This is a genomic window from Egicoccus halophilus, assembly GCF_004300825.1.
Classification (GTDB): domain Bacteria; phylum Actinomycetota; class Nitriliruptoria; order Nitriliruptorales; family Nitriliruptoraceae; genus Egicoccus; species Egicoccus halophilus.
The window spans coordinates 2,004,289-2,016,917 of the sequence record NZ_CP036250.1 but is presented as its reverse complement, the minus strand read 5'-3'; the positions used below and the strand labels follow the sequence as shown (position 1 = coordinate 2,016,917).

Here is a 12,629-nt window from a genome sequence, read left to right as displayed (position 1 = left end):
AGCGTCTCAGCGCAGGAACGACGGGACGTCGAGGTCGTCGTCGCCCCCGCGCTCGTCGTCGCTCGTCGTCGAGCCCGCTTGTGCGGGGCGGAAGACCTCGTCGGGCTCGTCATCGTCCTCGGCCAGCGGCGACGACGCGCTGTCCGCCGGCGCCGAGGTGGTCACGACCTCCTCGACCGCGGCAGGCGCCGCACCGGCGCTCGCCTCGGCCGCCACGGGGGTGCTCGCCGCGCCCGCCTGGGTCGCCGCAGGGGCGCCGACACCCGCGGCGCCCTGTGGCGCTCCACCCGCCGGGCCCCCGAGGGCACCGCGGGAACCCGCCGCCGCGGCACCCGGTGCCGCGTGGTCGGGCTCGTCGTCCGCGGGGAACTTGTCGAAACCGGCCGCGATGACGGTGACCTTCACCTCGTCACCGAGCGAGTCGTCGATGACCGCACCGAAGATGATGTTGGCCTCCGGGTGCGCGGCCTTGGTGATCACGTCGGCGGCCTCGTTCACCTCGAACAACCCGAGGTCGCTGCCACCCGCCAGCATCAGCAGCACCCCCTGCGCGCCGTCGATGGACGCCTCGAGCAGCGGCGAGCTGATGGCCAGCTGTGCCGCCTCGAGCGACCGCGCGTCGCCACGGGCCTTGCCGATGCCCATCAGGGCGCTGCCGGCGTCCTTCATCACGGTGCGGACGTCGGCGAAGTCGAGGTTGATCAGGCCCGGCGTGGTGATCAGGTCGGTGATGCCCTGGACACCCTGGAGCAGCACCTCGTCCGCGAGACCGAACGCCTGCACGACCGAGGTCTGCCCGTCGGCGATCTGCAGGAGGCGGTCGTTGGGGATGACGATGAGCGTGTCGACCTCGTCCTTGAGCCGGGCGATGCCCTGCTCGGCCTGGTTCGACCGCCGCCGACCCTCGAAGGCGAACGGGCGGGTGACGACACCGATCGTCAGCGCACCGAGCTCCTTGGCGACCTGCGCGACCAGCGGCGCCGCGCCGGTTCCGGTCCCGCCGCCCTCACCCGCGGTCACGAACACCATGTCGGCGCCCTTGAGGACCTCGGTGATCTCGTCGCGGTGGTCCTCGGCCGCCTGGTGGCCGACCGAGGGGTCCGCGCCGGCGCCGAGCCCGCGCGTCAACTCGCGGCCGATGTCGAGCTTGACGTCCGCGTCGGACATCAGCAGCGCCTGGGCGTCGGTGTTGATCGCGATGAACTCGACGCCGCGCAGGCCGGCGTCGATCATCCGGTTGACGGCGTTGACCCCACCGCCGCCGATCCCGACGACCTTGATGACGGCCAGGTAGTTCGAGGGGTTCGCCCCCATGGGCTCCTCCTGCGTTTCTCGACCGGGCAGCACCGGGGACGGTTCCCCGGGTGATGCCGACGGGCACACCGGACCGGCGGTCCAGCGTCGGTCGCGGCGAAAGGCGTCGTCGGCGCCGTCCTCCGCTCCGGGGAACCGGACACGGTGGGCGCACGGCGGACGCCTCAAGCCTCGACCTCAAGTAGAGGTCTATCGTTATGTCAACCTCTGGTGGCGGGTGACCGTAACGTCCCTGCCCCCGCCGGAGCAAGCACCCGCCCCCCGGGCGGGGGCTCGATCCGCCGACCGGTCGGCCACCGCTCGGCCTCCGCACACCCGGAACCCCCCGTGCGCGCCCGGATCCACCGGATCAGGGCGGCGTGACCACGGGGCGCGAGGGCGCACGGACGTCGATGCTCGCGACCTCCGTTCCGTCGAGGTCCTCGAGCACCGCGCCCAGCGCACGAACCTTCTCGTCCATCCGCTCGGCGCGGCCGAAGCGCACCTCCGTGCCCGATGCCAGTCGCAGCCGGAGGTCGTCGGCGCTGCCCGCGACATAGCGGACCACCTCGGCCCGCAACGGCCCGGACAGCCCCCGCCACGCCTGATGGGCGTTGGCCAGCGCGGCGTCGGCGTCCGTCCGCTCCCCCGGCGCGGGAGGAGCTCCGGGCAACTCCACCACCGCGAGTCCGTCGAGCGAACCCTGCGCGATCACCACCCCCTCGCGATCGAGCAGCACCTCCTGACCGTCGCCCCGGGCGACGAGGACCGGCTCGCGTTCGACGACCGCGATCTGCACCGTGAGGGGATCCAGCCGGCGGGCCTCGGCATCGCGCACCAACGGCAACGCCTCCACCCGCTGTTCGGCGTCGGCGAGTCCGAGCCGCAGCGTGGAGGTGCCCAGCGCCAGGTCCGCGGCCTCGAGCACCCGCTGCTCGCCCAGGCGCTCGGCGCCGACCACGCGGACCTCCTCGAGGCCGACGAGGTCCGACCGCTCGACCAGCACGAGGGCCACCACGACCAGCACCCCGAGCATCGTCGCCACCGTCCGCCGCAGCCGGGAACGCCGACGCTGCTCGCGGACCTGCCGCCGACGCTCGGCGATCCGCTCGTCGATCACGGGTCCAGCCCCCCGTCGTCGAAGTCGCCCAGCATGGCGACCTCGGGACGCAGACGGACACCGAAACGCGCCTGCACCCGCGTACGGACCTGCCGGATCAACGTCCGTACGTCCGCCGCGCTGGCGCCGGGCGAGGTGACGATGAAGTTGGCGTGCCGGTCACTGATCCGGGCCCCGCCGACCACGAGGTCCTTGCCACCGACCGCCTCGACCAGCCGTCCCGCACTGTCGTCCGGCGGGTTGGTGAACACCGACCCACAGTTGGGCTCGTTGAGCGGCTGGTGCTCGCGCCGCCAGCCACGGATCTCCCGGATCTCGGCCTTCACGGCCTCGGGCTCCCCCGCGCGCAACTGCAGGGTCGCATCGACCACGACGGCGTCGTCGGGCAACGACGAATGGCGGTAGGTCAGACCCAGCGCCTCGACCGGCCAGGTCTCCCGGGTCCCCGAGTGCAGACGCACGACGTCGACCTCGACCAGGTGGTCGGCCATCTGCCCGCCGTGCGCCCCGGCGTTCATGCGCACGGCACCGCCCAGTGTCCCGGGCACGGCGCACGCCCAGGCGAACCCGCCGAGGCCCGCGTCGGCAACGCGCATGGCGAGCGCGGGCAACGGTTCGGCCGCGCCTGCCCGCACCCGACCGTCGGTGACCTCCAGCGAGCGGAATCCTCGGCCCAGCTGGATCGCCACCCCGGGCCAGCCGGCGTCGGCCACCAGCAGGTTGGAGCCTCGTCCCACCACCGTCCACGGCACGCCGTGGCGGCGGCAGGCGGCCCCGACGGCGGCCAGGTCCTGGTCACGCTCGGCGACCACCAGCACCCGCGCGGCGCCACCGACCCGCAGGGTCGTCAGCTCGGCGAGCGAGGCCTGCGCGCGTACCTCACCGACCACACCGTCGCGCAACTCGGCGACGAGCGCGTCGGTGGTCGTCGCCGTCGAACGCGTCAGGTCCGTTCGCTGCTCGGCCATCAGTGTCGTCCGAGGCGGGCGAGCAGCGCCGGACCGACCTGGGTCACGTCCCCGGCGCCCGTGGTGAGCACCAGGTCACCGGGACGGACGTGTTCGACCAGGGCGTCGACCACGTCGCCCAGGTGCGCCTGGTAGACGACCTTGGCACCGGCGGCCTCGGCGGCGTCGGCGACCAGGCGGCCGGTCACGCCCGGGACCGGGGCTTCGCTGGACGCGTAGACGTCGGTCACGACCACCAGGTCCGCGGCAGCCGCCGCACGACCGAGTTCGGCACCCAGCACCTGGGTTCGGGAGTACCGGTGCGGCTGGACGACCACCACGATCCGTTGGGCGTCGGTGGAGCGCGCCGCGGAGAGCGTCGCGCGCAACTCGGTCGGGTGGTGCGCGTAGTCGTCGACCACCTCGACCTCGGCGGCACGGCCGAGACGCTGGAAGCGTCGCGCTGCGCCGGTGAAGCGCGCCAGGCCGTCGGCGGCGGACTGCAGGTCGACACCGACGAGGTCGCACACGGCCAGCGCTGCCGCCGCGTTGAGGGCGTTGTGACGTCCCGGGACGGCCAGGCGCAGCTGGCAGACCGCCTCGCCACCCCGTCGCAGCTCGTGGACGCCGTCGTCGCCGAGCAACAGGCGCAGATCGGCGCGGGCGTCGGTGCCGTAGGTCACGATCGGGCCGGCGACGTCGTCGGCGAGCGCCCGGCTGCCGGGGTCGTCGGCGCACAACAGCACCGGCGCGCCCTGCGGGCGTCGGGCGAGGAACTCGTGGAACGCCCGCACGACGTCGGCCTCGTCGGCGAACTCGTCGGGGTGGTCGAGCTCGAGGTTGGTGACGACGGCGATGTCGGGGACGTAGTACAGGAACGACCGGTCCGACTCGTCGGCCTCGGCCACGAACACCCCGTCGGTTCCACCGTGCGCGTTCGTGCCGCTCTCGTTGAGCGACCCCCCGATCGCGAAGCTCGGATCCTGACCGGCGGCCTGCAACGCGACCACCGTCATCGACGTCGTCGTGGTCTTGCCGTGCGTGCCGGCGATGAGCACGGCCCGCTCGTCGGCCATCAGCGCGGCGAGCATCTGCGCCCGGCGCAGCACGATCAGCCCGGTGTCGGCGGCGGCGACGAGCTCGGGGTTGTCGGCCGGGACCGCCGAGGAGATCACCACGATCTCGGCGTCGCGGAGGTTGGCGGCATCGTGCCCGATCTCCACCCGGGCACCGAGCACCTGGAGCTCGGCCACGGAGCGGCCCGCCTGCAGGTCCGACCCGGACACCGCGTGCCCACGCTGCAACAGGATGCGGGCGATGCCGGACATGCCGGCACCGCCGATGCCCACCAGGTGGACCCGTCGTGGCGTGTCCAACAGCGTCATGCGGGGTCCTCCAGGTCGTTGTGGCCGCCCGCGGGCGCACGGTCGAGCTGTTCGAGCACCAGCCGCGCGACGTTGGCGGCGGCGTCGGGGCGCCCGAACGCGCGCGAGGCGGCCGCCATGCGGGCGTGGTGGTCGGGGTCGGTCAACAGTGGTTCGGCAGCCGCGACCAGCGAGGCACCGTCGAGGTCGGCGTCCGCCACGACGAGCGCGCCGCCGGTCTGCTCCAGGGCGCGGGCGTTGGCGGTCTGGTGGTCGCCGGTCGCCGAAGGATAGGGAACCAGGACCGCGGGCAGTCCCAGCACGGTCAGCTCGGCGATCGAGGTGGCACCGGCACGGCACACCACGAGGTCGGCGGCGGCGTACGCACGGGCCATGTCGTCGATGAAGTCGACCACCTGCACCCGCAGGCCGGGCCGGCCCTCGCGGACGCGGTCCCAGGCCGCCGTCGCGTCGGCGTGCTGGGAGCGGCCGGCGGCGTGCAGCACCTGCAGCGCGTCCGTGCCCCAGCGGGCGTGGGCGTCCACGATCGCCCGATTCAGCGAGGCCGCGCCCTGACTGCCGCCGAAGACCAGCAGGGTGGGCACGTCCGGCTCGAGGCCGAACGCCTCGCGCGCCGCGGGACGCTCGGCGTCACGGTCGAGGCGCAGGATGTCCTCACGCACCGGGTCACCGGTGACGGCGACGCGCTCGGGTTGCGGGAACCGGTCGGCGGACCCGGGGAAGGTGACGGCCACCCGGTCCGCCCAGCGCGCGGCGACGCGGTTGGTGAGCCCGGGCACCGCGTTCTGCTCGTGGACGACCAGCGGCAGTCCCAGGCGCTTGGCGGCCCGGTCGAGCGGGAACGAGACGTAGCCGCCGAACGTGACCACGGCGGCGGCCCGCTCCGCCCGGGCGATGCGCTCGCAGGCCCGGATCGAGGCGCGCAGCGCGAACGGCAACCGCAGCAGCGCGGCCGACGGCCGTCGCGGGACCGACACGGCGGCGATCTCGTGCAGCCGGAACCCCTCCGGCGGGACCAGGCGTGCCTCCAGACGGTCCGGGACCCCGACGAAGACCGGTTCGACGTCGGCCTGCCGCTGCAGTTCCTTGGCGACGGCGATCGCGGGGAACACGTGTCCGGCGGTGCCACCGCCGGCGACGAGGACCTTGGTCGTCACGAGTCGTCTCCGGTCGAGTGGACGAGGCGGGGGCCCCCCGGACGCAGACGGGTGACCGTGGGTGGTGTCGCCCGCGCGATGGCCACCAGGATCCCCAGGGCGACCAGCGTCGAGACCAGCGACGACCCGCCCACCGAGACCAGCGGCAGGGTGACACCGGTGATCGGCAACAGACCGATGACCATCGCGACGTTGATCAGCGCCTGCCCGACGATCCAGGCCGTGAGCCCGAACGCCGCGGTGCGCTGGAAGCCCTCGGCGGCGTACGCGATGCGCAGGCCGACGAAGAACATCGCACCGAGCAGCGCGAGCACCACGGCGGCACCGACGAGCCCGAGCTCCTCGCCGATGATGGCGAAGATGAAGTCGGTCTCGGGGTTGGGGACGAAGTTCCACTTCGCGCGCGAGGAGCCCAGGCCGACCCCGAACCAGCCTCCCTCGCCCAGCGCGTAGCGCGACTGCATCAACTGGTAGCCGGTGCCCAGCGGGTCGTCCTCCGCGTGCAACCAACCGGTGATCCGTGCCAGGCGGTAGGGCGCGATGACCGCGAGCACCGCGATCGCGGCCAGGCCGCCGAGTGCCGCCATCCCGACGTAGCGACCGGGCAGCCCCTCGACCCACAGCACCGCGCCGATGATGAGCGCGAGCAGGATCGTGGTACCGAGGTCGGGCTGGAACAGCACCAGCGTCCCGAGCACGCCCAGCAGCGGCAACGCCGGCACGTTGAGGTGCGCCGGGGTGTGCAGCGAGCCGTCCTTGGGACGTTTGCGTTCCAGGACGTCGGCCAGCCACAGCAGGGCCGCGAGCTTGGCGATCTCCGAGGGCTGCACGACCATCGGGCCGAATCCGAGCCATCGGGTGGAGCCGAAGCGCGTGATGCCCACGCCGGGGACCAGCACCAGCACGAGCCCCACGAGCGAGACCGCCAGCAGGGGCCAGGCGAGCCGACGCCACACCCGCGGGTCGAGGTTGGCGACCAGGGCGAAGGCGGGCACGCCGAGGACGGCCCAGAGCAGCTGTCGGCGGAACACGCCGAAGGGGTCCCCGGCCTCGGCGGCATCGACGATGCTCGCCGAGTAGGTCATCACCAGGCCGATGAGCAACAGTCCGGCCGTGACGACCGTGATGGCGGTGGCGTCACCGTTCCACGCGCCGGGCCGCCACCGCTCGTGCAGCCGGGCGAGGCGGCCACCGTCGACGCGCTGTGCGCCGCGGTTCCGTGGCCGGGTCTGCTGCACGCTCATCGGCTCGCTCCTGTTCCGCCGGTCGTTGCGGTCGCGGGCGGCAAGGCTCGCACGGCCGCGGCGAATCGCTCGCCACGTTGTGCATACCCCGAGAACTGGTCGAACGACGCGCACGCCGGCGCGAGCAGCACCGTGTCCCCCGGCCGGGCGAGCGCCGCGGCCGACGTGACGGCGTCCTCGATGCTGGCAGCGATCCTGGCGGGGACACCGGCGGCGGCGCACACCTCGGCCAACTCCTCGGCCGCGGTCCCGATCAGCACCGCGGCACGGACCGCGTCGAGGTGCGCGCCGAGCGCGCCGAGGTCGACGCCCTTGGCCAGTCCCCCCGCGATCCACACGATGCGTTCGGCGGAGCGCAGCGCGGCCGCCGCGGCGTGGACGTTGGTGGCCTTCGAGTCGTCGACGAAGCGCACCCCGCCGCGCTCGGCCACCAGCTCGAGTCGGTGACGGCCGGGGTGGAAGCGGCGGGCGGCCTCCGCCACGGCGGCCGGATCGACGCCGGCCAGCAGCGCGGCCGTCGCGGCCGCGGCGACGTTGGCCCGGTGGTGGGGCGCCGCCAGCGCGAGTTCGTCGAGCCGCACGAGCGGTCCCTCGAACGCCGGCGTCGCGGCGACGAGCGCCGGACCGGCCACGCCGACGCCGACGCCGACGACCGCGCCGGTGCCGTCGAAGGCGGCCCGACCGGCCGGGGCGAATCGGCTGGCCAGCGACCGGGTCGTCGCGTCGGCGGCGTTGACGACCGCCCAGTCACCGGGCTGCTGGGCGTGCCACAGGCGCGCCTTGGCCTCGCCGTAGGCGGCCATCGTCGGGTGCCAGTCGAGGTGGTCGGCCGCCAGGTTGAGCAGCACGCCGACCTCGGGTCGCAGACGTTCGACGAAGCGGAGCTGGAACGACGACAGCTCGGCGACGAGCACGGCATCCCCGGGCGCTGCGGCCGCCGCCGTCGTGAACGGCGTCCCGATGTTGCCGCAGGGACGCGCGTCGAGCCCACCGGTGGCGAGCATGGCCGCGAGCAGCTCGGTGACCGACGTCTTGCCGTTGGTACCGGTCACGGCGAGCAGCCGCCGGGGGTGGCGGCGGGCCCCGAGCTCGGGTTCCGACCACACCGGGATGCCGCGCTCGGCCGCGGCCCGCAGGACGGGTGCATGCTCGGGCACGCCGGGCGAGGGCACCACGAGGTCGTGGCCGTCGAGGCGCTCGACCGGCGCCACGCCGGTGGCGACCTCGATGCCGCGGGCACGCAGGTCCGCGACAGCCGGGTGGTCGTCGCGGTCGTCGACCATCGTGACCGCGACCCCGGCGTCGAGCAGCGCGTCCGCGGCGGCGACGCCGGACGCCCCGAGCCCGACGACCAGCACCCGGGTGACGCCCTCGAGGGGCCGGGGGGCAGACAGCTCGCTCATCCGAGCGGTCCGAACCGCGACAGGTACTCGGCGTAGAACGTGCCCAGACCCAGGGCGACGCCGATCCCGGCGATGATCCAGAACCGCACGATGATGGTGGTCTCCTGCCACCCGAGCAGCTCGAAGTGGTGGTGCATCGGCGCCATGCGGAACACCCGCCTGCCGGTGCTGCGGAACACCGCCACCTGGATGATCACCGACAGCGTCTCGAGGACGTACAGGCCGCCGAGCAGCACCAGCAGCACCTGGGTGTTGGTGACCACCGACACCGCGGCCAGCAACCCACCCAACGCGAGCGAACCGGTGTCGCCCATGAAGATGCGGGCCGGCGGCGCGTTGTGCCACAGGAACCCGGCGCAGGCGGCCATGACGGCCGCGACGATGATGGCCACGTCGAGCGCCTCACCGCTCTCCATCGGGTAGGCGAACGGGTTGCGGAACTGCCAGAACGCGATCAGCGTGTAGGCGCCGAACACCAGCGCACCCGACCCGGCGGCGAGGCCGTCGAGGCCGTCGGTGAGGTTGACGGCGTTGGAGGCGCCCGCGAGCAGCAGGAAGATCCACAGGAAGAAGGCCCAGTTGGGCAGCTGGATCTCGAGCGCGCCGACGATCGAGATGTTGGTCGGCAGGTCGGCCAGGGCCGGACCGGCGAAGGCGAACACCGCGGCGATGACCGCCTGGCCCAGGAACTTGGCGGTCTTGTTCAGGCCGAGGTTGCGCTGCATCCGCAACTTGATGAAGTCGTCGGCGAACCCGACGGCCGCCATGCCGACGAACACGAACACGACCAGCCAGCCGACCGGCGTGAAGGTGACCGAGGTCAGGTGCGCGGTCAGGAAGGCGAGCACGGCGGCCAGCACGATCGCCGTGCCGCCCATGGTGGGGGTGCCGGCCTTGGCGTGGTGCGCCTCGGGACCCTCCTCGCGGATGAACTGCCCGAACCCCCGCTCACGGAAGTAGGTGATGACCAGCGGCGTGCCGGCCAGCGCGGCCACCAGCGCGACCGTGCCGGAGATGAGGATGGCGATCACGGCAGTGGGGCCTCCGAGTTCCGTGCGTCCCGGGGGGTGCCCGCGGTGTCGCGCTCGCCCCGTGCCTCGACCAGTCCGTCGGCGACGCGTTCGAGTCCGCCGACCCGCGACGCCTTGACCAGCACGACGTCACCCGGGGCGACGCTGGCGAGCAGGTGCTCGAGTGCCGTGTCGGCGTCGGGCACCTCGACGACGTGCGCGAGTCCGGCCGCTCGGGCCCCCTCCGCCATCCCGACGGCCAGGTCGCCGACCACGACGAGTTCGTCGACGCCGAGTTCGGCACAGCGCGCGCCGACCGCGACGTGCTCGCGGTGGTGGTCGTCACCGATCTCGGCCATGACACCGAGGACCGCGTGGGTCCGACCGGTGCGCTCGACGGCGACGAGCGTGTCGAGCGCCGCACCGACGGAGGTGGGATTGGCGTTGTAGGCGTCGTTGACCACCACCACGTCGCCGGCTTCGACGACCTCGCCCCGCCAGCGGCTCACCGGCGCGCCCGCCAGCGCGGCCGCGGCCGCGTGGAGGTCGACCTCCAGGTGACCGGCGACCGCCAGCGCCAGCAGCGCGTTGCCGACGTGGTGGCGCCCCGCGATCGGCAGCGTCAACGGCACCCGCCCCCAGGGCGTCACCGCCGTGGCGCTCGCCCGCGCGTGGCGGTCGAGGACGACGTCGCGGGCGTGGACGTCGGCACGCGGGTCGTCGAGGGCCACCGAGATCACCGCGGGTGCGGCCGTGGCCATGGCCGCCACCCGCGGGTCGGCGACGTTGAGCACGGCGACACCGGACGGGCCCAGCGACTCCACCAGCTCACGCTTGGCCACGGCGACCCGTTCGATGCTGCCGAAGATCTCGAGATGGACCCCGGCGACGGCCGTGACGACCGCCACGTCGGGTGCCGCCACCGGCGCCAGGGTCGCGATGTCGCCGACATGCCGGGCGCCGATCTCGGTGACGAGCGCCTGCGTGTCCGCGGTCAGCTCCAGCAGGGTCAGCGGCACGCCGAGTTCGTTGTTGAACGAACCCCTGGCCGCGACGGTCCGGCGCTGCGATCCCAACGCCGCCGCGGTGAGGTCCTTGACGGTGGTCTTGCCGACCGACCCGGTGACGGCGACCGTCGCCGGGTCGACCCGGCGTCGGACGTCCGCCGCCAGGGCGCGGACGGCGAGCCAGGTGTCGGCGACCCGGACCTCGGGAACGCCGGCGTCCATCGGTCGCGACACCAGCACCGCGGCGGCGCCGGCGGTGACGGCGGCCGCGACGTGGTCGTGACCGTCGGCCCGTTCCCCCGGCAGCGCGACGAACAACGCCCCGTCGGCCACGGTGCGCGAGTCGGTGCTGACGGTGCGGATCTCGGTCCGGGCGTCCCCGACGAGCTCGCCCCCGACGGCCGCGGCGACCTCCTGCAGTGCGAGCGGGATCATTCCTGGCTTCCCTCCAGCAGCTCGCGGGCGACGAGCCGGTCGTCGAACGGCAGGGTCCGATCGGCGAACTGCTGACCGGTCTCGTGTCCCTTGCCGGCGATCACGACGACGTCACCGGGCGCCGCGAGCGCGAGCGCGAGCGCGATGGCTCGGCGTCGGTCGAGTTCGGTGTGCACGCTGGCTGGTGCCCCGGCGGCGACCGCGGCACGGGCACCGTCGGCGACCGCCGCGAGGATCGCCCCGGGGTCCTCGCTCCGTGGGTTGTCCGAGGTCAGCACGGCCACGTCGGCGCGCGCGGCGGCTGCGCCCATGGGAGCGCGCTTGGCGCGGTCACGGTCGCCGCCGGCACCCAACACGACCACGACCCGACGGTCGGGCTCGAGCAGGTCACGCACCGTTTCCAGGGCCTGTTCCACGGCGTCGGCGGTGTGTGCGTAGTCGACCAGCACCGTGAAGGGCTGCCCGGCCTCGACCCGCTCGAGCCGACCCGGGGCGCCCGGACAGGCAGCGACGCCCTCGGCCGCCACCGCAGCGGGCACGCCGGCCTCGATCGCGCTCAGCACGGCCAGCGCGGCGTTGGTCGTGTTGAAGCGCCCGGGCAGGCGGGTGGCGATCGGCAGGTCGATCTCCCTCCCGACCAGGCGGGCCCGCGAGCCGGTCACGTCGGCGACCTCGTCGACGATGCGCACGTCGGCGGCCTCGTCGCGCCCGACCGTCACGACCGGGATCTCGCTGACCTCGAGCAGCCGCCGGGCCCACGGGCCATCGAGGTGGACGACGCCCCGTCCGGCGAACGCGGAGGTGAACAACCGGGCCTTGGCGGCGAAGTACGCCTCCATCGTGCCGTGCCAGTCGAGGTGGTCCTGGGTCAGGTTGGTCCAGGCGGCGACCGCGAAGCGGGTCCCGTCGACCCGGTGCAGGTCCAGACCGTGCGAGGAGACCTCCATCGCGACCGCGTCGGCGCCGCGGTCGCGCATGTGCCGCAGCAGCCGCTGCAGGTCGGTGCCCTCCGGTGTGGTGCGCACGCCCGGTTGGGCCTCACCGTGCACCCGGGTCTCGACCGTGCCGATGACGCCGACCCCCGTCCCGTGGGCCGCGAACGCCGCCTCCAGCAGGTAGGCCGTGGTGGTCTTGCCGTTGGTGCCGGTCACGCCCACCACGCACAACTGGTCGGTCGGGCGGCCGTGGACGACGGCCGCCGCCGGACCGGCCGCCGCGCGCACGTCCGACACCAGCACCTGGGCGACGGGCAGGTCGAGCCAGTGATCGACCAGCAGCGCGCGGGCCCCGTCGGCCACGGCCTGGGCGGCGTGGTCGTGGCCGTCCACCGTGGCCCCCCGGATCGCGCAGAACAGGCCGTCCTGCACCACCTGGCGGCTGTCGTGGGTCGCGTCGACGACCACGACGTCGTCGCCCCGCTGCCGCGCCCCGGGCAGGGCGGCAGCGACTTCGGACAGGTACGCCGTCACGGACGAGTTCCTCGGGCCGTCGGATGTCGGTGAGACGTCGGTGGAACCGACGCCGGTGCGCCACAAGGGGCGCTCGTGGTGGCTCGGGGCCGCCCGCCGTGCGCGATCCTCGCGGCGGGCGGACGGGACGGCACGGTGCCGCCCGAGCCTAACGCCGCG

At 74.0% G+C, this 12,629-nt stretch carries 10 protein-coding genes; all 10 read right to left on the bottom strand.

Features of this window, described 5'->3' with window-relative positions:
* Window positions 1–6: 6 nt before the first annotated feature.
* The 10 genes from ftsZ to ELR47_RS08915 all read right to left on the bottom strand — a co-directional run bounded on the left by ftsZ (window position 7) and on the right by ELR47_RS08915 (window position 12,470).
* A complete protein-coding gene (ftsZ, locus tag ELR47_RS08960; RefSeq protein WP_130649591.1) occupies window positions 7–1,314 on the bottom strand; it encodes a cell division protein FtsZ in 1,308 nt (435 codons plus the stop codon).
* A 349-nt stretch (window positions 1,315–1,663) separates the two neighbouring features.
* The gene (locus ELR47_RS08955; protein ID WP_130649590.1) at window positions 1,664–2,413 is read right to left on the bottom strand and encodes a cell division protein FtsQ/DivIB; all 750 of its coding nucleotides are present in this window, start codon (window positions 2,411–2,413) and stop codon (window positions 1,664–1,666) included.
* Window positions 2,410–3,381, bottom strand: coding sequence for a UDP-N-acetylmuramate dehydrogenase (murB, locus tag ELR47_RS08950; protein ID WP_130649589.1), 972 nt, complete (start codon window positions 3,379–3,381; stop codon window positions 2,410–2,412). The genes ELR47_RS08955 and murB overlap by 4 nt, the downstream gene beginning before the upstream one ends.
* Window positions 3,381–4,745 carry a UDP-N-acetylmuramate--L-alanine ligase gene (murC, locus tag ELR47_RS08945; RefSeq protein ID WP_130649588.1) on the bottom strand — a complete coding sequence of 455 codons (1,365 nt, stop codon included), beginning with the start codon at window positions 4,743–4,745 and terminating at the stop codon, window positions 3,381–3,383. The genes murB and murC overlap by 1 nt, the downstream gene beginning before the upstream one ends.
* Window positions 4,742–5,902 carry an undecaprenyldiphospho-muramoylpentapeptide beta-N-acetylglucosaminyltransferase gene (gene murG, locus ELR47_RS08940; RefSeq protein ID WP_130649587.1) on the bottom strand — a complete coding sequence of 387 codons (1,161 nt, stop codon included), beginning with the start codon at window positions 5,900–5,902 and terminating at the stop codon, window positions 4,742–4,744. Before murG ends, murC begins: the two co-directional genes overlap by 4 nt.
* A complete protein-coding gene (gene ftsW, locus ELR47_RS08935; RefSeq protein ID WP_130649586.1) occupies window positions 5,899–7,146 on the bottom strand; it encodes a putative lipid II flippase FtsW in 1,248 nt (415 codons plus the stop codon). The genes murG and ftsW overlap by 4 nt, the downstream gene beginning before the upstream one ends.
* Complete coding sequence (gene murD, locus ELR47_RS08930) at window positions 7,143–8,549, bottom strand: UDP-N-acetylmuramoyl-L-alanine--D-glutamate ligase (RefSeq protein ID WP_130649585.1); 1,407 nt, start codon at window positions 8,547–8,549, stop codon at window positions 7,143–7,145. Before murD ends, ftsW begins: the two co-directional genes overlap by 4 nt.
* Window positions 8,546–9,580 (bottom strand): phospho-N-acetylmuramoyl-pentapeptide-transferase, encoded by a 1,035-nt coding sequence (mraY, locus tag ELR47_RS08925; RefSeq protein ID WP_130649584.1) that lies wholly within the window; start codon window positions 9,578–9,580, stop codon window positions 8,546–8,548. The genes murD and mraY overlap by 4 nt, the downstream gene beginning before the upstream one ends.
* Window positions 9,577–11,001: a UDP-N-acetylmuramoyl-tripeptide--D-alanyl-D-alanine ligase gene (locus ELR47_RS08920; RefSeq protein WP_130649583.1), complete on the bottom strand. Its 1,425-nt coding sequence runs from the start codon at window positions 10,999–11,001 to the stop codon at window positions 9,577–9,579. Before ELR47_RS08920 ends, mraY begins: the two co-directional genes overlap by 4 nt.
* Window positions 10,998–12,470, bottom strand: a complete 1,473-nt coding sequence (locus ELR47_RS08915) for a UDP-N-acetylmuramoyl-L-alanyl-D-glutamate--2,6-diaminopimelate ligase (protein WP_165403963.1) — start codon at window positions 12,468–12,470, stop codon at window positions 10,998–11,000. Before ELR47_RS08915 ends, ELR47_RS08920 begins: the two co-directional genes overlap by 4 nt.
* Window positions 12,471–12,629 lie beyond the last annotated feature (159 nt).